The organism is Microbacterium schleiferi, assembly GCF_015565955.1.
GTDB classification, from domain to species: Bacteria; Actinomycetota; Actinomycetes; order Actinomycetales; family Microbacteriaceae; genus Microbacterium; species Microbacterium schleiferi_A.
Map to the genome: position 1 here is coordinate 1,935,744 of NZ_CP064760.1, position 16,696 is coordinate 1,952,439.

14 protein-coding genes and 2 pseudogenes are annotated in these 16,696 nt (G+C 67.1%); 6 read left to right on the top strand and 10 right to left on the bottom strand.

The annotated features are described in order from the left end of the window. Positions 1-17: 17 nt before the first annotated feature. From IT882_RS09285 to leuC, 6 genes and pseudogenes are all read right to left on the bottom strand, one after another. Positions 18-1,104, bottom strand: a pseudogene (locus IT882_RS09285) (D-alanine--D-alanine ligase family protein). Then, complete coding sequence (locus IT882_RS09290; RefSeq protein ID WP_229382387.1) at positions 1,004-2,101, bottom strand: NAD(P)H-dependent glycerol-3-phosphate dehydrogenase; 1,098 nt, start codon at positions 2,099-2,101, stop codon at positions 1,004-1,006. The pseudogene IT882_RS09285 and the gene IT882_RS09290 overlap by 101 nt, the downstream one beginning before the upstream one ends. 28 nt (positions 2,102-2,129) lie before the next feature. Then, on the bottom strand, positions 2,130-2,894 hold the full coding sequence (locus IT882_RS09295; RefSeq protein ID WP_195691647.1) for a lysophospholipid acyltransferase family protein: 765 nt from the start codon (positions 2,892-2,894) through the stop codon (positions 2,130-2,132). A gap of 1 nt (position 2,895) precedes the next feature. After that, positions 2,896-4,262: pseudogene (murA, locus tag IT882_RS09300) on the bottom strand (UDP-N-acetylglucosamine 1-carboxyvinyltransferase). Positions 4,263-4,332: 70 nt separating this feature from the next. Next, positions 4,333-4,929 carry a 3-isopropylmalate dehydratase small subunit gene (gene leuD, locus IT882_RS09305; RefSeq protein WP_195691648.1) on the bottom strand — a complete coding sequence of 199 codons (597 nt, stop codon included), beginning with the start codon at positions 4,927-4,929 and terminating at the stop codon, positions 4,333-4,335. 1 nt (position 4,930) lies between these two features. Beyond that, positions 4,931-6,415 (bottom strand): 3-isopropylmalate dehydratase large subunit, encoded by a 1,485-nt coding sequence (gene leuC / locus IT882_RS09310; RefSeq protein WP_195691649.1) that lies wholly within the window; start codon positions 6,413-6,415, stop codon positions 4,931-4,933. 324 nt (positions 6,416-6,739) lie between these two features. Here leuC and IT882_RS09315 point away from each other — a divergent pair, with 324 nt between their 5' ends. After that, on the top strand, positions 6,740-7,648 hold the full coding sequence (locus tag IT882_RS09315; RefSeq protein ID WP_195691650.1) for a hypothetical protein: 909 nt from the start codon (positions 6,740-6,742) through the stop codon (positions 7,646-7,648). A 134-nt stretch (positions 7,649-7,782) separates the two neighbouring features. On the opposite strand, the gene IT882_RS09320 is transcribed toward IT882_RS09315, so the two are convergent. The 3 genes from IT882_RS09320 to IT882_RS09330 form a co-directional block, all read right to left on the bottom strand. Further along, a complete protein-coding gene (locus IT882_RS09320; protein ID WP_195694249.1) occupies positions 7,783-8,880 on the bottom strand; it encodes a TerC family protein in 1,098 nt (365 codons plus the stop codon). A gap of 216 nt (positions 8,881-9,096) precedes the next feature. After that, positions 9,097-9,762 (bottom strand): response regulator transcription factor, encoded by a 666-nt coding sequence (locus IT882_RS09325; RefSeq protein ID WP_195691651.1) that lies wholly within the window; start codon positions 9,760-9,762, stop codon positions 9,097-9,099. After that, positions 9,759-10,952: a sensor histidine kinase gene (locus IT882_RS09330; RefSeq protein WP_195691652.1), complete on the bottom strand. Its 1,194-nt coding sequence runs from the start codon at positions 10,950-10,952 to the stop codon at positions 9,759-9,761. The genes IT882_RS09325 and IT882_RS09330 overlap by 4 nt, the downstream gene beginning before the upstream one ends. Before the next feature lie 155 nt (positions 10,953-11,107). Between IT882_RS09330 and IT882_RS09335 the strand changes: the two genes are divergently transcribed. The 5 genes from IT882_RS09335 (at position 11,108) to IT882_RS09350 (ending at position 14,897) form a co-directional block, all read left to right on the top strand. Further along, positions 11,108-11,806, top strand: coding sequence for an ABC transporter ATP-binding protein (locus tag IT882_RS09335; protein WP_195691653.1), 699 nt, complete (start codon positions 11,108-11,110; stop codon positions 11,804-11,806). Beyond that, positions 11,803-11,988 carry a hypothetical protein gene (locus IT882_RS16460; RefSeq protein ID WP_229382028.1) on the top strand — a complete coding sequence of 62 codons (186 nt, stop codon included), beginning with the start codon at positions 11,803-11,805 and terminating at the stop codon, positions 11,986-11,988. The genes IT882_RS09335 and IT882_RS16460 overlap by 4 nt, the downstream gene beginning before the upstream one ends. Next, the gene (locus IT882_RS09340) at positions 11,985-13,100 is read left to right on the top strand and encodes an ABC transporter permease (protein WP_229382029.1); all 1,116 of its coding nucleotides are present in this window, start codon (positions 11,985-11,987) and stop codon (positions 13,098-13,100) included. Before IT882_RS16460 ends, IT882_RS09340 begins: the two co-directional genes overlap by 4 nt. 136 nt (positions 13,101-13,236) lie before the next feature. Next, positions 13,237-13,794 carry an RNA polymerase sigma factor gene (locus IT882_RS09345; RefSeq protein WP_195691654.1) on the top strand — a complete coding sequence of 186 codons (558 nt, stop codon included), beginning with the start codon at positions 13,237-13,239 and terminating at the stop codon, positions 13,792-13,794. Then, complete coding sequence (locus IT882_RS09350) at positions 13,791-14,897, top strand: DUF4349 domain-containing protein (RefSeq protein WP_195691655.1); 1,107 nt, start codon at positions 13,791-13,793, stop codon at positions 14,895-14,897. The genes IT882_RS09345 and IT882_RS09350 overlap by 4 nt, the downstream gene beginning before the upstream one ends. 242 nt (positions 14,898-15,139) lie before the next feature. On the opposite strand, the gene IT882_RS09355 is transcribed toward IT882_RS09350, so the two are convergent. Beyond that, positions 15,140-16,291 (bottom strand): AAA family ATPase, encoded by a 1,152-nt coding sequence (locus IT882_RS09355; protein WP_195691656.1) that lies wholly within the window; start codon positions 16,289-16,291, stop codon positions 15,140-15,142. Positions 16,292-16,696: the final 405 nt, after the last annotated feature.

Here is a 16,696-nt window from a genome sequence, read left to right on the forward strand (position 1 = left end):
TCTGTGCGGCGAGGCTTTCAGCCCCGCGCGAGAGCCGTGTCAAGCAGGTCGCTGATCAGTTCGGCGTAGGTCATCCCCGACGCGATCCAGCACTTCGGGAACATCGAGATCGGCGTGAACCCCGGCATGGTGTTGAGCTCGTTGACGTAGATGCCCTCGGGGTGAGGAAGAAATCCACGCGCGCGAGTCCCCGCCCGCCCACCGCGTCAAAGGCGCGGACGGCTGCTGTCTGCAGAGCGGCGATCTCGTCATCCGTGAGCGAAGCGGGGCACACGACCTCCGCCCCGTCTCCCCGAGGTACTTGCCCTCGAAGTCGTAGAACTCACGGGTCGTGAGCACGATCTCGCCCGGCAGGGACGCGCGGGCCGGCGCTGCGCCCGGCGTCTCCAGCACAGCGACCTCGAGCTCACGGCCCACGATCGCGGTCTCGACGAGAGCCTTGTCATCCTCGGCGAGGGCCAGCTCGACGGCGGCGTCGAATTCTTCCCAGTCATGCACCTTCGAGACGCCGACGCTCGAGCCTGCCCGTGAGGGCTTCACGAAGTTCGGAACGCCGAGGGTCCGGGCGGCCCGCCGCGCAGCATCCGGGTCCGAGGCCCACGCCTCGCGAGAGATCGTCACCCACGGCGCGACAGTCACGCCGGATGCCTGCAGCACGATCTTCATGAAGTGCTTGTCCATGCACAGTGCCGAGTCCAGCACGCCGCCGCCGGCATACGGGATGCCGAGCGTGTCGAGAAAGCCCTGAACCGTGCCGTCCTCGCCGTGCACGCCATGCAGGATCGGCAGCACCACGTCGAGCGAGCCGAGCGTATCGATGCTGCCATCGGGCTGGCGCACCCGGAGCACGCGGTCGGCGCCGCCTTCGGGCCAGAGCACGCGCGTTCCGTTGTCACCGACCTCGGGCAGGTGCGCGGCATCGAGGGCGAACTTGTCGGGGTCGTCGTCTTCGAGGACGAAGACACCGTCGCGGGTGATGCCGATCGGAATGACCCGGAACCGCTCACGGTCGAGCGCCCGGAGCACCCCTCCCGCCGTAACGGAGCTGATCGAGTGCTCGCTGGAGCGACCGCCAAACAGCACCGCCACCGTCGCTTGCACCATTCTGCGTCCTCTCGCCCTGGGGTTCGTCGTCGTCCGTCGTAAGGTGCGGCGCGATGTCCTTGGGGTTCATCGTGCCGTCCAACACCATCTTCACCTGCTCGACGATCGGCATGTGAATGCCGGCCTCCGCCGCAAGTGACAGGACCGGTGCAACCGAGGCCAGACCTTCGGCGGTCTGCTCCATCTGCTTCACCACGTCCTGGAAGCTGTAGCCCTGGCCGAGGAGCCGGCCGGCCGTGTTGTTCCGACTGAGCGGCGACTGGCAGGTCGCGATCAGGTCACCGAGTCCCGCGAGCCCCTGCAGCGTTGCCGGGTGGGCCCCCTGCGCGACGGCGAAGTCCGTCATCTCCACGAGGCCCCGGGTGATGATCGAGGCTTTCGTGTTCTCGCCGTACCCGACACCGTCGACGATCCCGATCGCCACCGCGATCAGGTTCTTGAGCACGCCGCCGAACTCGGTACCGACGACATCCGTGTTCACGAACGTCCGGAAGTACGCGTTGCGAGCCCGCCGTGCGACGGCATCCGCGGTCTCCTGGCTGCTGGATGCGATGACCGCCGCCGTCGGCTGTTCCTTTGCGATCTCCAGAGCGAGGTTGGGGCCGGATGCGACGGCGATGAGATCGGGATCGCACCGCAGCTCCTGCTCGATCACCTGACTCATCCGCAGACCCGACTTGCGTTCGACGCCCTTCATCAACGACACGACCGGGACTCCGGCCTCCGCGATGAGGGGACGGATGATCTTCAGGTTCTGGCGAAGCGCCTGACTGGGCACGGAGAGATAGATCTGCTCTGCCCCGGCGAGAGCTTCCTCGAGGTGGGAGGTTGCCGTCATGTGCCGGGGAAGATTGATTCCCGGCAGGTAGTGGCTGTTGCGCTTTGCTTCCGTGATCTCGGCGGCAAGCTCGGGGCGTCGCGCCCACATCGTGACGCGGGCTCCGCCGTCGGCCAGGACCTTGCCGAACGTCGTCCCCCAGCTACCGGCGCCGATCACGGTCACCCGAGGCCGCGCAGCATCCTCTTTACGAGTCAAGGCGCCCCGTCTCTTTCTGCCCGTGGGTTGTCGGATCCCACCGCTGCGCAGGCGGGGCCTCCCCCCGCAACACGCCCTCCAGGCGGGCGATTTCGGCCATCAGCAGGTCGGTTGCGGCGACAAGCGCAGATGCCTCACGGGTGCGTCCGGCGAAAGCCGACAGATCGATCGGGTCGCCCACCAGCACCTGCACGCGTTTGCGCAACGGCCACAGGCTGAGCTTGCCGTAGCGCGGGAGGATGCGCTGGACACCCCAGTGCGCGACCGGGATGAGCGGGATGTCGCCCTCCAGAGCCAGACGCACGGCACCGGTCTTTCCCCGCATGGGCCACAGGTCTGGGTCGCGGGTGAGGCTGCCCTCGGGATAGACGATGACACCGCGGCCCTCCTCCACGAGGTGCTCCGCCTGCTTCATGGTCTGTTTGGCCGAGCCGGCCGACGATGCTCGCGCGACGGGGACCATGCCCGTTGCCCGCAAGACCGCGCCGAGGACGGGTACGCGAAAGAGGCTCTCCTTCGCCATGAAGCGAGGTGCCCGGCCGATGCCCCACACCGCGCGCGCCACGATGACCGGGTCGAACTCGCTCATGTGGTTCGGGGCGAGCACGAAAGCGCCCTCGCGGGGCACCTTGTGCCCATCCTGGATGTCGACACGCGCGAGGATTCCCAGCAGCGGCACGACGATTGCTGCCAGCGGCCAGAAGACGCTGGGCCGCGTCTTCTCGGAAGAGGCTCGCGGTTTCGGGTGGCCCATGTCAGCCGACGATATCGAAGTCTGCGCCGAGCGCCGAAAGCTTGGTGAAGAGCTTCTCGTAGCCGCGGCTCAGGATCCCGACGCCACGGACCGTTGACTCCCCCTCGGCCGTGAGCGCAGCGATGAGGTGGCTGTACCCGCCCCGCAGGTCCGGTACGACCACGTCGGCCCCGCGCAACCGCGTGGGCCCGGTCACGACAGCTGCCTGCTCGAGCGCGCGCCGCGGGACGCGACGGTACGGCGCATCCAGGCCGTCGTGGTGCACGACGATGCTGGCGCCCATCTTGTTCAAGGCATCCGTGAAACCGAACCGGTTCTCGTAGACGGTCTCGTGCACGACGGACTCGCCCTCGGCCTGCGTGAGCGCGACAATGAGCGGCTGCTGCCAGTCGGTCATGAAGCCGGGGTGCACGTCGGTCTCGACGATGACGGGCTTGAGGGCCCCGCCACGACGGAACTGGATGCCGTCCTCGCGCACATCGAACCACCCACCGGCCTTGCGGTAGATGTTCAAGAACGTGAGCATCTCCTGCTGCTTTGCCCCCTCGACGAAAATGTCGCCGTCGGTGGCGAGGGCAGCCGATGCCCACGACGCTGCTTCGTTGCGATCGAAGATGCAGCGATGGTCGTAGCCGGTGAGCTCGTCAACGCCCTCGATGAGGATGACCCGGTTGGGCTCGTAGGAGATGATCGCGCCCATCTTCTGTAGCACGGCGATGAGATCCATGATCTCGGGCTCGATCGCCGCTCCCCGCAACTCCGTCACTCCTGCGGCTCGCACCGCCGTCAGCAGCACCTGCTCGGTTGCGCCGACGCTCGGGTAGGGCAGGTCGATGTTCGCACCGTGCAGCCCTCGGGGGCCGACAGTCGGATGCCGGTCGGCAGCTTCTCGACGACAGCACCGAACTGGCGAAGCGCGTCCAGGTGGAAGTTGATCGGACGATCGCCGATACGGCATCCGCCGAGATCGGGGATAAACGCCTCACCCAGCAGGTGGAGAAGCGGGCCGCAGAAGAGGATCGGGATGCGGGACGCTCCCGCGTGGGCGTCGATCTCTTCCATATGGGCCGAGACGGCATCCGTCGGGTCGAGCACGAGCGAGCCCGGCTCGGCGCCGTCGGTGACCTTGACGCCGTGGACCTCGAGCAGAGACCGGACAACGCGCACGTCGCTGATCTGGGGCACATCGCGCAGCGTGCTCGGCGAGTCCCCGAGAAGGGACGCAACCATCGCCTTGGTCGCGAGATTCTTCGCACCGGTGACGGTCACCCGACCCCGCAACGGACGCCCGCCGCGGACCAACAGCACCTCGCCGATGGGTTCGGTCGCTGCCGCCCGCGCGGCGTCGTCGCTCAGAAGCGTCTTCATCCGGGATGAACCTCACTTGTTTCTCGGCATCGGCTGACCGATCGGATCTGCGGATGCCTCGGTAGGGCGGCTACGGAACGGGGAGGGTTCGCGGCCGCCAGGATGCGCGGCGCGACTCGAACTGGGTGATCGCTTCTTCGTTTCGCAGTGTGAGCCCGATATCGTCGAGCCCCTCCAGGAGCCGCCATCTAGTGTAATCGTCGATCTCGAAAGCGACCTGAAGGTCGCCGATCGTGGCGGTGCGCGCCTCGAGGTCGACGGTCATCTGTACGCCCGGGTCGGCATCGATAGCTGCCCAGATCGCCTCGAGGTCGCTCTCGCCGATGACACCGGTGAGCAGCCCCTGCTTGCCCGCGTTGCCGCGGAAGATGTCGGCGAACTTGGGGCTCAGGACGACCTGGAAACCGTAATCACGCAGCGCCCAAACCGCGTGCTCACGGCTTGAGCCGGTGCCGAAGTCGGGGCCTGCAACCAGGATGGAGGCGCTGGCGAACGTCGGCTGGTTCAGGATGAACTCGGGGTCCTGGCGCCAGTTCGCGAACAGGGCGTCCTCGAAGCCGGTCTTCGTCACTCTCTTGAGGTAGACGGCGGGGATGATCTGGTCGGTATCGACAGCCGAGCGCTTCAGCGGCGCGACGACACCGGTGTGGGTGCTGAACTTCTCCATGTCAGGCCTCCGCTCCGCTGGTCACGACGGTTTCACTGGCATCCAGCGGTTCCAGATCGCTCGGACTCGAGAGCGTCCCGCGCACCGCGGTGGCAGCGGCAACAAGGGGCGAGACCAGGTGCGTGCGTCCGCCCTTGCCCTGACGCCCCTCGAAGTTGCGGTTCGACGTCGACGCGCAGCGCTCGCCCGGGGCGAGCTGATCGGGGTTCATGCCGAGGCACATCGAGCAGCCCGCGAAGCGCCACTCGGCACCGAAGTCGGTGAACACCTTGTCGAGGCCCTCGGCTTCGGCCTCCAGACGCACGCGCGCAGACCCGGGCACGACCATGACGCGCACACCCTCGGCCTTCGTGCGCCCCTGGATGATGGAGGCGAAGGCTCGCAGGTCTTCGATGCGGCTGTTGGTGCACGAGCCCATGAAGACGGCATCCACGGGAACATCCTTCATGGGCGTACCGGGAGTGAGGTCCATGTACTCGATGGCCCGCTCGGCGGCGGCGCGGTCGTTGGGGTCGGCGAACGACTCCGGTGCGGGCACGCGGTCGCTCAGCGACACGCCCTGACCGGGGTTCGTCCCCCACGTGACAAAGGGTTCGAGCTCGTTCGCGTCGATGAACACTTCGGCGTCGTAGACGGCGCCCTCGTCGCTGGGGAGCGTCCGCCAGTAGGCGACCGCATCCTCCCAGTCCTGGCCCGTCGGGGCGTGCGGACGACCCTCGAGGTAGGCGAAGGTCGTCTCGTCGGGGGCGACCATGCCCGCGCGGGCGCCGGCCTCGATCGACATGTTGCAGATCGTCATCCGTCCCTCCATCGAGAGGGCGCGGATGGCCGAACCGCGGAACTCGAGCACGTACCCCTGCCCGCCGTTGGTGCCGATCTTCGCGATGACAGCCAGGATGATGTCCTTTGCGGTGACGCCGGGCTTCAGCTCCCCCTCGACGGTGATAGCCATGGTCTTGAAGGGCTTGAGCGGCAGCGTCTGGGTGGCGAGCACGTGCTCGACCTCGCTCGTGCCGATACCGAAGGCCATCGCACCGAACGCGCCGTGGGTGGAGGTGTGCGAGTCACCGCAGACGACGGTGACGCCCGGCATGGTGAGGCCGAGCTGGGGGCCCACGACGTGGACGATGCCCTGCTCTTTGTCGCCGAGCGAGTGCAGGCGCACACCGAACTCTTCGGCGTTGCGGCGCAGCGTCTCGATCTGGGTGCGACTGGTGAGGTCGGCGATCGGCTTGTCGATGTCGAGCGTCGGGGTGTTGTGGTCTTCCGTCGCGATCGTCAGGTCGAGACGCCGGACAGGACGCCCCTCCGCGCGCAGGCCGTCGAAGGCCTGGGGGCTCGTGACTTCGTGGACCAGGTGCAGGTCGATGTAGATGAGGTCGGGCTGGCCGTTCTCCCCCTTGACGACCAGGTGGTCATCCCAGACCTTCTCGGCCAGGGTGCGGGGGTGATCGGGAATGCCGACGTCGATGGTGGATTCGCTCATGAGCTCTTTCGTTCCAGGAAAGGGTAGTTCAAGCCCGCGACGAGACTCCGCGACGGGGTTGGCCTGAGAACTAGGACCCGTCGCGGCCGCTAAGAAGGAGGCGAGCGATCCGCATTCGCTCAGACTACCACCGGTGTCAGGAGCGCTCGTCGGGTGCTGCCCTAGCCGAGGGGTCGCAACACGCCGTAGGCCCAGATGTCGGTACGGCGTGTTGCGACCCCTCGCGTGAAACATGGCTCCTCCACCGGGCCGCTCAGAGGGAGGGTATTCACACACTCGTGGGGGTTCAGGATGCCAGCCAAGGGGCACATCGCAGGGTGGAGCATGCCCGATCCCCAGCCGCTGCCAGACACCCTGCAGGGAGTGCCGTTCTCGGTGAGCGCGGCGCAGGCTCTAGGAGTACCGACACGCCGACTTCGCGCCCGCGACCTGAGAGCCCCCTTCCATGGCGTGCGCGAGCGATCCGATCGCGCTCAAGACCTCTTGTCGCGCTGCCTCGCCTACAGCACTCGGGCCTCGACACACGTGGTGTTCGCTCAGGCCACAGCCGCCCAGCTCTGGGGTCTGCCGCTTCCACTTGCCCTCGAACACGACCCAAGTCTGCACGTACTTCACCTCGCTGGTGGACGCGCACCTCGCGGAGCTGGCGTGCGCGGCTCGAAGTCCTCGCGGACCGTTGCGATCCGCGCCCTCCACGGAATTCGGCTGACCGCGCCCGTCGACACCTGGCTGGGTCTCGCGGCAACGCTGCACCTGCCGGATCTTGTTGCCCTCGGCGACGCCATCGTGTCGGGCGACGCGCCACTCGCGTCGATTCGCGACATTCACGCCGGAATCCGCGATCGACCCGGTGCCCGTGGCATCCGGCGCGCACGAGAGGCTGCCTCGCTCATCCGGCGGGGGTCGCGTTCCCGGCGCGAAAGCCTGCTTCGCGTCGCCCTGGTGGATGCTGGTCTTCCCGAGCCCGAAATCAATGCCGCTGTCGAACTGAGCGACGGCAGCACCTATCACGGCGACCTCGTGTTTCGCGCTCACCGCGTGGTCGTGGAGTACGAGGGTGATCAGCACCGCACGGACGACTGGCAATGGGCGCACGACATCGATCGGTACAACCGGATGATCGCATCCGGGTGGTTCCCCTTGCGAATCTCGCGGAGGCTGGGCTTCGAGGCAGCGGCGCACGTGGTGCGCGAAACTCTCTCGACCCGCACGGCCAGCGGCGCGCACCCCTAACGAGTCTGCTCGGGACGTCGTCAAGTCATCCGACTCTTCGCCGAGGGGTCGCAACACGCCGTACGCCCGATCCGCGGTGCGGCGTGTTGCGACCCCTCGCGGAAGAGATCAGCGGGCGCGAGCTACCACCGGTGTCAGGAGCGCTCGTCGGGGCGGTCCGCGGGTGCTGGCTGCTCAACGGTCGAGGGGGTGCCCTTTTCGTCGGCGACGACGGATGCGGCATCCACCGGGCCCGCCTCCTCCGCCTGACCCGCGGCGCGACGCTCGCGCGAGGATGCCAGGAGGCTTGCGACGGTCGCGACAACCATCGAGACCACGATGACCCCGAGCGACATCCACGTGGAGATCTCCGGAGCCCAGTCGATGTGCTCTCCCCCGTTGATGAACGGCAGCTCGTTGACGTGCATCGCATGAAGGAAGAGCTTCACACCGATGAACGCGAGGATGAACGCGATCCCGTAGTGCAGGTATCGCAGCCGATCGAGCAGGTCGCCGAGCAGGAAGTAGAGCTGTCGCAGGCCCATGAGGGCGAAGATGTTCGCGGTGAAGACGATGAAGGGACTCTGCGTGATCCCGAAGATCGCCGGGATCGAGTCGATCGCGAAGATGAGGTCTGTCACGCCGATGGCAACGAACACGATGATCATCGGGGTGAAGAGCTTCTTGCCGTTGACCACCGTGCGCAGCTTCGCACCGTCGTAGTGATCGCTGATGTCGACTGTCCGGCGCACCAGACGCACGACGAAGTTCTCCTTCTTGACCTCGTCGTCGTGGTCGGCGCCCGGAAAAGCCTGCCGGTAAGCCGTCCACACGAGGAACGCGCCGAAGATGTAGAAGACCCAGCTGAAGTTCTCGATGATGGCGGCACCGGCGAGGATGAATAGCCCTCGCAGAACGAGAGCGATGATGATGCCCACCATCAGGACTTCCTGCTGATAGCGGCGCGGCACCGCGAACTGGCCCATGATCAGTACGAAAACGAACAGGTTGTCGATCGACAGGCTGTATTCGGTGAGCCATCCGGCGACGAACTGCCCGGCGTACTCACCGCCCGCAATCAGCCACATCAAGCCCGCGAAGATCAGGGCGAGTGTCACGTAGAACACGACCCAGAGCGTCGATTCCCGCGTCGATGGAATGTGGGGACGCTTCAGGATGATGAGCAGGTCGGCCAGCAGGATGAGAGTCAGGCCGACGAGCGAGCCGATCTCGAACCAGAGGGGAAGGGTCAGGTCCACAAGGGCCTTTCACAGGATGCGGGCAGGTGCGTGCACCGAAAGTCTCTCCCCCGCGCAGCCGCGGTGCGCGCCCGGGGCCGCCGGCCCGTGATGACGAACGCGCAAGAACGGGATACTCCCTCTCGCCGCTCCAGACTAACGGCCCCAGACGGATCAGGAACCCCGGAGGGCGTGGCTTCCGGTCCTCACGACCACACGACGGTACGTGCGTTACTGACCGGGTGTGAGCAGCCCGGACTCGTACGCGAGGATGACCAGTTGCGCTCGGCCGTGAGCGTGCACCTTCGTCATGATCCGGTTCACATGGGTCTTCGCCGTGTGCGGTGAGATGAACAGCGCATCGGCGATCTCCTGGTTGGAGAGCCCGCGCGCCACCATGAGCAGCACCTCCTGCTCCCGTTCGGTCAGCGAAGCCAGGGTCGGAGACGCCTCGGGCCTCTCCCGCGCAGGGACGCTGACGAACCGGTCGATCAGGGCTCGCGTGGCAGACGGGGAGAGCAGCGCGTCGCCGGCGTGAACGGCGCGGACGGCGCGGACGATATCGTCGGGCTCTGCCCCCTTTCCGACGAAGCCGCTTGCTCCGGCACGCAGCGCGGCGACGAGGTTCTCGTCTTCTTCGAAGGTGGTGAGGATGAGCACCTTCGTCTGAGCCAGTTCGGCACGGGCACAGATCTCGGCCGTCGCCGAGATCCCGTCGAGTTCCGGCATCCGAATGTCCATCACGATGACATCCGGATGAAGCTCGCTGGCCAACGCGACTGCTTCACGTCCCGTTGCGCCCTGCCCGACCACGGTGATCTCGTCCTGGTCGGCGAGGATGTCGACCACCGCCTGTCGGATGAGGGACTGATCGTCAACGACCGCGACAGAGGTCATCGCGCCTCCTCCTGAGTGACAGGCAACCGCGCCTCGACCTTCCATCCAGCAGGCACGGGACCTGCCTGGACGGTACCGCGCACCGAGGCCACGCGTTCGCGAAGCCCGATCAGGCCGACCCCCGACCCTGACTCGTCGGGCTCCGGGCGGGTTCCCGTGTCCATCGGATTGCCGACGGAAACGACGATCTCGTCGTCGCCGACGTGCACCAGCACGTGCGCACGATGCTCCGCGCCGTGCTTATGCGCGTTCGTGAGCGCTTCCTGGACGACCCGATACGCGACGTGACTGGCCGAGCCCGAGACCCGGGACGTGTCGCCTTCGATCCGGGTCTGCACCTCCAGCCCGGATGCCGTGAATTGCGCCACAAGCTCATCGAGATGATCCAGCCCACCCTGGGGTCGCGTACTGGCATCGGCAGCACCGTCCGCGCGGAGCATCGTCATGAGATCGCCGATCTCGGCGAGCACCGCGCGCGCTGCGGTGCGGATGGTTGTGAGCGACTCCTTGGCCTTGTCGGGACGAGTGTCAACGGCAGAGGTGGCGACGCCGGCGTGAAGGCTGATCACCGCGATCTGGTGGGCGACCGCGTCGTGCAGGTCTCGCGCGATCCTCAGGCGCTCTTCACTGACGCGCCGGCTGGCCTCGGCTTCTCGCGTACGCATGGCCCGCTCGGCACGCTCGGTGATGGCAGCGATGTAGGCGCGGCGAGACCGGGCTCCGTCACCGGCAGCGGTGCCGAAGGCGACAATCAGCCCGAACTGCAGCACCCGCGGCTCAATGACGCTGCCGACGGCGCTGAGCATCGCGAGCAGGATGATCGCTGCCGTCGCGCATCCCCCGACGATCAGGCCGCGGCGGCGGGTGGTTCGCACGACGACGTGGAAGGTCGCGGCACCGACGGCGATCGCGATCCCCGGCGACGCCGTACCCGCAGCGGCTGCGACGCCGAAGTCGATGAGAAGCACGACAAGAACGGTCAGGGGCCACCGGCGACGCCACGGGAAGATCGCTATTGGGAGGAGCACCAGGACGAGGGTGAGAGGCCCCGTAGGTCGGAGCTCCGCGACCGGCACGGGGGCGAAGGCGGCAGCGAGGACGACCAGCCCGATGATCACATCGGGCAGCCATGCCGGCAGTCGAGGGTGCGGATCCGCCGGCACCTCTGGCACATCGAGCTGCTGGGTCACGACACCAGTGTGCCCGAGAGCCGAGGCCGCGGCATCGCCCGCCCGCGGTACGGCCGGCTACTGCGGATGCGGTACCGAAGTGTCCGCGCTGGCGGGACGCGCCGGGCACGCGCGGCCTCGCAGACTGGGGATCGCCCACCTCGAATGGAGACCCCATGTCCACCCCGATCTTTCAGATCAGTGACCTGCGAAAGCACTACGGCCGCGGTCAGAGCCGCTTCGACGCACTCAAGGGGGTGAGTTTCGACATCCATGGGGGCGAATCGGTCGCCATCGTCGGCAAAAGCGGGTCTGGCAAGTCCACGCTGATGCACCTCCTGGCACTGCTGGACGCCCCCGACTCGGGCAGCATCGCGCTCGACGGCGTCGACACCGCAACGCTGCGCGGGGGCACACTCAACAAGACCCGCAACAAGACCTTCGGCTTCGTCTTCCAACAGTTCTTCCTCACGGGCAATGATTCGGTTCTTGAGAACGTCATCCTGCCGCTGAAGATCGCGGGCGTCGGCCGCACCGAGCGCAAGCGCCGCGGCATGGCGGCGCTGGAACAGCTGGAGCTTGCCGACAAGGCGCGGAGCAAGGCACTCAACCTCTCGGGAGGCCAGAAGCAGCGGGTTGTCATCGCACGGGCACTCGTGAACAACCCGCGCATTCTCTTTGCCGACGAGCCCACGGGAAACCTCGACACCGCGACCGGCGCCGTCGTCGAAGACATCCTGTTCACCCTCAACCGCGAGCACGGGATCACGCTCGTGGTGGTCACGCACGACGAGGAACTGGCAGCCCGCTGCGACCGGCGCATCGTCATCCGCGATGGGTTGATCGTCGACGAGACCACGAAGGACGCCGCATGAACACCATCGATCTGATCGGCTCGGCCGTCAGCAACACGTTCCGCTCAAAAGCCCGAACGATCCTCACGATCCTCGCGATCTTCGTCGGCGCCTTCACCCTGACCCTGACCAGCGGGCTCGGCACAGGCATCAACGCCTACATCGACGACACCGTCTCGGGGTCGGCGCCTCCGACGCGATGACCGTCACCAAGACCGACGAGAGCACCAGGACCACACCCGGTTCGAGCGAACCCCAGGAGTATGACCCGGATGCCGTCTCCAGCGGCTTCCCCGGCCAGACCGTGATCGCCCTGACCCCCGACGACATCGATGCCCTCGAGGGCATCGACGGTGTGCTGAACGTTGACGCGGTCCGCACCATCAGTCCCGACTACATCCAGGCTGGCGACGGCACCCCCTATGTTGCTTCGGTCGGAAGCCTCATCCCCGGCCAGACGGTCGTGCTTGCGGCGGGTGAAGAGCCAGACCCTGCTGCTCCCGAGTACGAGGTCGCGCTGCCCGTTGCCTACGTGGAGCCGCTCGGATTCGACAGCAACGCGGATGCCATCGGGCAGACCGTGACGCTCGCGATCACGGATGCCCAGCGGACGCAGCACATGATCGACGCGACCGTCGTCGGAGTCACCGAAGACGCGCTCGCCAACCCGAACGGCTCGAGCATCCTCACCAATGACGCCCTCAGTGATGCGCTCTTCGACGCGCAGTCCACCGGGCTGACCGAGGAGCAAGCCGACCGCTATGCAGCAGCAACCGTGTGGTTTGACCCGGATGCGACCGAGCAGGACATCTCGGCGCTCAAGGACCGTCTCGCTGACGCTGGCTACACCGGCACGACGATCGCCGATCAGCTGGGCACGATCACTGCCGTGATCGATGGCATCGTCCTCGTCCTCAACGCGTTCGCGGTGATCGCTCTGCTGGCGGCCGCATTCGGGATCGTCAACACGCTCTACATGTCGGTGCAAGAGCGCACGCGGGAGATCGGCCTGATGAAGGCCATGGGCATGGGCTCGGGCCGCGTGTTCACGCTCTTCAGCCTCGAGGCCGCCTTCCTCGGGTTCCTCGGCAGCGCCATCGGCGCGGCCATCGCGATGATTGTCGGCACGGGAGTGAGCGGAGTCCTCTCGACCAGCCTGCTCGCGGATCTGCCAGGGCTGACGCTGATCGCCTTCGACCCCGCCTCGATTGCGACGATCATCCTGGTCGTCATGGTGATCGCCTTCCTCGCCGGAACCCTGCCCGCCGCGCGGGCGGCGCGAGCGGACCCCGTGGACTCCCTGCGGTACGAGTAGTCCCCGAGAACGAGGACCCCCGGCATCCGACCGGGGGTTCTCGTCATTTCGCGGTGAGACGAATGGCCGGATGCCGACACTGACCGGGTGAGAGACAATGAGGCGCGCCGATCCGCGGTGCGAAACAGGGGAACCGATGACCGATTCAGTGACCACGGGCGATGCCGAACTCGTCGCCCGCGCCGCCGGCGGCAGCGAGCAGGCCTTCCGATTGCTGTATCGCACCTACGTTCGGCCGGTCTACTGGATCGCCTACCGGCTCCTGGGCGATCCCTCGGATGCCGAGGACGTCGTGCAGGAGACCTTCGTCGTCGCGTGGCGGAAGCTTCCGGAGCTCGATCTGGCGTCGGAATCGCTGTTGCCGTGGCTGGCGACGATCTGCCGATTCCAGTCAGCGAACCGGATGCGCGCGCAGCGGAAGGATCGTGAGAACGCTGGGGCGGTGGCCGATGACACCATCCCAGCGACGGTGGATATCGAGCAGCAGGTGATCGACGAGGAGTACCTCCGCCTGATCGCCAGCGAGATCGCGACCCTCTCGGATACCGATCGCGAGATCCTGCGACTGTGCGCCGCCGAAGGCTACGCGTACAGCGCCGCGGCCGAGCAACTCGGCATCCCCCACGGCGCGGTCCGCAACCGTCTCTCCCGCATCCGCACGCGTCTGCGGACCGTTGCCAAGGAGAGCACATGAACACCCACACCCCTCCGCCGTCCGGGTCTGACGCGCAGCCAGATGCCGAAGCCCCGCGCGAACTCCCGACTTTGCCCGACGATCGCGTCGCCCACCTCGAAGATCGTGTCTTCACGACGATCGAGGCAGAACGCACGGCATCCCTTCGCCGTTCCGCAACCCGCGGTCGCTTCTGGATGGCCGGTGCTGCCGCGGCGGCTGTCGTCGCTGTCGCGGCGATCATCGCGCCGACGGTGCTCGCGGGGCTGAGCGGCACGGACGAGAGCGGAGCGGCGGGCATCATGCCCGCAGACATGTCCATGGATGGCGGCATGTCGGGCGGGGAGATCTCCCTCACCGACGGATCGGTGATCTCGGGCGACGCGCGAGCCGCAGATTCGGCGATCAACGAGTCCGGTCGTGCCATCATCGCGTCCTCGTCGGCGACCGTGGTCGTCGACGATGTCCGCTCGGCTGCCGAGCAGATCGCTACGGCAGCGGATGGCCGCGGCGGATACGTCGAATCGATGAGCATCGGATCCGGATACTCCGGCATGCCCGTCGACCTCGCCGACCCGAGCGTCGCCGTCACCAACGGGTGGATCACCGTTCGTGTTCCCGCCGATGAGCTGGCCGCCGCAATGGCCGACCTGGAGCAGGTGGGCGAAGTCACGGCATCCTCGATCGACAGATTCGACGTCACCGACCAGGTCGTGGACCTCCAGGCGCGCGTGGATGCCGCACAGGCATCCGTCGATCGCCTGCTCGAGCTCATGGGACAGGCGGGATCGGTGTCGGACCTCATCGCCGCCGAGTCGGCGCTCGCCGAGCGTCAGGCCACCCTCGAGTCGTACCAGCAACAGCTCGAGACCCTCGAAGACCAGGTCGCGATGTCGTCGCTGAGCGTGTCGCTCACGGTGCGCCATGAGGCGGTGGATGCCAACCCCGCCGGCTTCTGGGATGGGCTCGTGGCCGGCTGGAACGGCCTGGTCGCAACCCTCAACGGCATCGTCGTGGCCCTCGGATTCCTGCTTCCGTGGATCGCCGTGCTCGCGGTTGCCGGCGGACTCGTCTGGGGCATCATCGCTCTCGTCCGTCGGGGCCGCGGCTCAGCCAAGGACTGACCCACCCTCGCCCTGGCCCTCGCCGTCGCCCTGGCCCTGGCCCTGGCCCTGGCCCTCGCGAAGGTAGGAGAAATTTCCGCGGTAGGACGATTCCGCACCGGATCGTCCTACCGCGGTGATTATGCCTACCTCCGTGAGGAGCCCGAACACCGCAGACGGACACCCCGCGACTAATCCGCGAGGCGTCAATGGCCTGATCCGCAACCCGTCAGCGAGCGGTCAGCGGCCCGATCCGCGACCTGTCAGCGGCTGGGCCACACCCACGAAGGCGCGTCCAGGACACCCTGGCCCTTGACCCGGGTCTCGCCGTTCCGTTTCTCGAGCGTGTGCACGGTGGCGCCGGCGCGTTCGAGCGCTCCCACGAGCGCGTCGGAATGCGAGACAACGATGACCTGAGACCGCGTTGCGGCGTCCCCGAGCATCGCGGCAAGCGGCTCCATGAGGCTGGGATGCAGGCTCGTCTCCGGCTCATTGACGGCAATGAGGCTCGCGGGGCGTGTGCTCATCAGCGCAGCAACCCACACCAGGTAACGCAGGGTGCCATCCGACAGTTCGGGCGCAGTGAGCGGTCGCAGCATGCCAGCCTGTCGTAGCGACAGCTCGAACCGGCCGCCGTGATCAGTGATGACCAGTCCACTGCCCGGCAGTGCGCGCTCGATTGCCGCGTCAAGCGCGTTCGGGTCGCCCTGCTCGCGGATGGTCTGCAGCGCCGAGGCAAGGTCTCCCCCGTCTGACGCAAGGATAGGCGTGCGTGTGCCGATCGCGGGGCGTCGAGCGGGAGCATCCGCGTCCGTCCGGACAGCATCGTAGAAGCGCCAGTCGCGCAGCCGGGACCGCAGCTCCACGACCTCCGGTGCCGCACCGGGATCGCCGAACGCGGCCAGCATGCTTTCCCACGCCGCGAGCGGTCGCTGCACCGTCAACCAGCCGTCGTCGGTGCGCACGCGGTGGATCGCACCGCGCCGCTCGCAGACAAGGGAGCCGCTCCGCAGTACCGGCCCACCCCATACGGCCTCAGCCTTGATCTCGGGATCAGCGCCGAACATCGTTGCTGAGGGGATGGGGATTCCGAGGTCCATGGCGTACCCGAAGCTCCCGGCATCCGCGCCGAATCCGAGCCGCAGGGCGACGGGGCCTCGGCGCACCGTCGCTTGGGCCGGACCGCTCGCGGGCGCACCCGACTCGGGGCCTGCCCAGAGCGTGCCGGGGAAGCCGCCTTCAGCGGCAAGCGCTCGGATCGCGCCATCTCGCGCTGCAGCGCCGAGCAGACGCAGCGACCGATACAGACTCGACTTGCCGCTGCCATTGGCGCCGGTCACGACCGTCAGCGGCGCAAGTGGCACGACGAGGCTTCGGATGCTGCGGTAACCGTCGATCGCGAGCGTCGTCAACACGGTCGCCAGCCTAGAGGCGGCATCCCCCAGCGTCCCCGGCACCGCAACCAACATCGGGGATGTAGGAGGAATCGGCTGCGTAGGACGATTGGTGCGCAAATCCTCCTACGCTCCGGATTTGTCCTACCCTCGTGTCGGCACCGGCACCGGCATCGGCGGCGTGGGCCCGCCCGGTGGTCCATTCGCTGCAACTGCTAGCACCCCGAACACGAAAAAACCCGGTACAAGACCGGGTTTTTCGTTGTTGGTGACCCCAGCGGGATTCGAACCCGCGTTACCGCCGTGAGAGGGGAATAGGCTCCCCCGGAACTGCGTGCCCGACCCGGTTCTGCCCTGTGTTTACTGGGGTTCCGCGTGCGTCGAGTGCGTCGCGGAAAGTCCTGTCGTCAGCGTTCGTTGCCAAAA

Bases quoted from the DNA above. Each gene is read 5' to 3' on its own strand.
- IT882_RS09315 (WP_195691650.1), top strand. From the start codon at position 6,740: ATGCCCGATCCCCAGCCGCTGCCAGACACCCTGCAGGGAGTGCCGTTC.
- IT882_RS09350 (WP_195691655.1), top strand. From the start codon at position 13,791: ATGAACACCCACACCCCTCCGCCGTCCGGGTCTGACGCGCAGCCAGAT.
- IT882_RS09295 (WP_195691647.1), bottom strand. From the start codon at position 2,894: ATGGGCCACCCGAAACCGCGAGCCTCTTCCGAGAAGACGCGGCCCAGC.
- IT882_RS09345 (WP_195691654.1), top strand. From the start codon at position 13,237: ATGACCGATTCAGTGACCACGGGCGATGCCGAACTCGTCGCCCGCGCC.
- IT882_RS16460 (WP_229382028.1), top strand. From the start codon at position 11,803: ATGAACACCATCGATCTGATCGGCTCGGCCGTCAGCAACACGTTCCGC.
- IT882_RS09340 (WP_229382029.1), top strand. From the start codon at position 11,985: ATGACCGTCACCAAGACCGACGAGAGCACCAGGACCACACCCGGTTCG.
- leuC (WP_195691649.1), bottom strand. From the start codon at position 6,415: ATGAGCGAATCCACCATCGACGTCGGCATTCCCGATCACCCCCGCACC.
- IT882_RS09335 (WP_195691653.1), top strand. From the start codon at position 11,108: ATGTCCACCCCGATCTTTCAGATCAGTGACCTGCGAAAGCACTACGGC.
- leuD (WP_195691648.1), bottom strand. From the start codon at position 4,929: ATGGAGAAGTTCAGCACCCACACCGGTGTCGTCGCGCCGCTGAAGCGC.
- IT882_RS09325 (WP_195691651.1), bottom strand. From the start codon at position 9,762: ATGACCTCTGTCGCGGTCGTTGACGATCAGTCCCTCATCCGACAGGCG.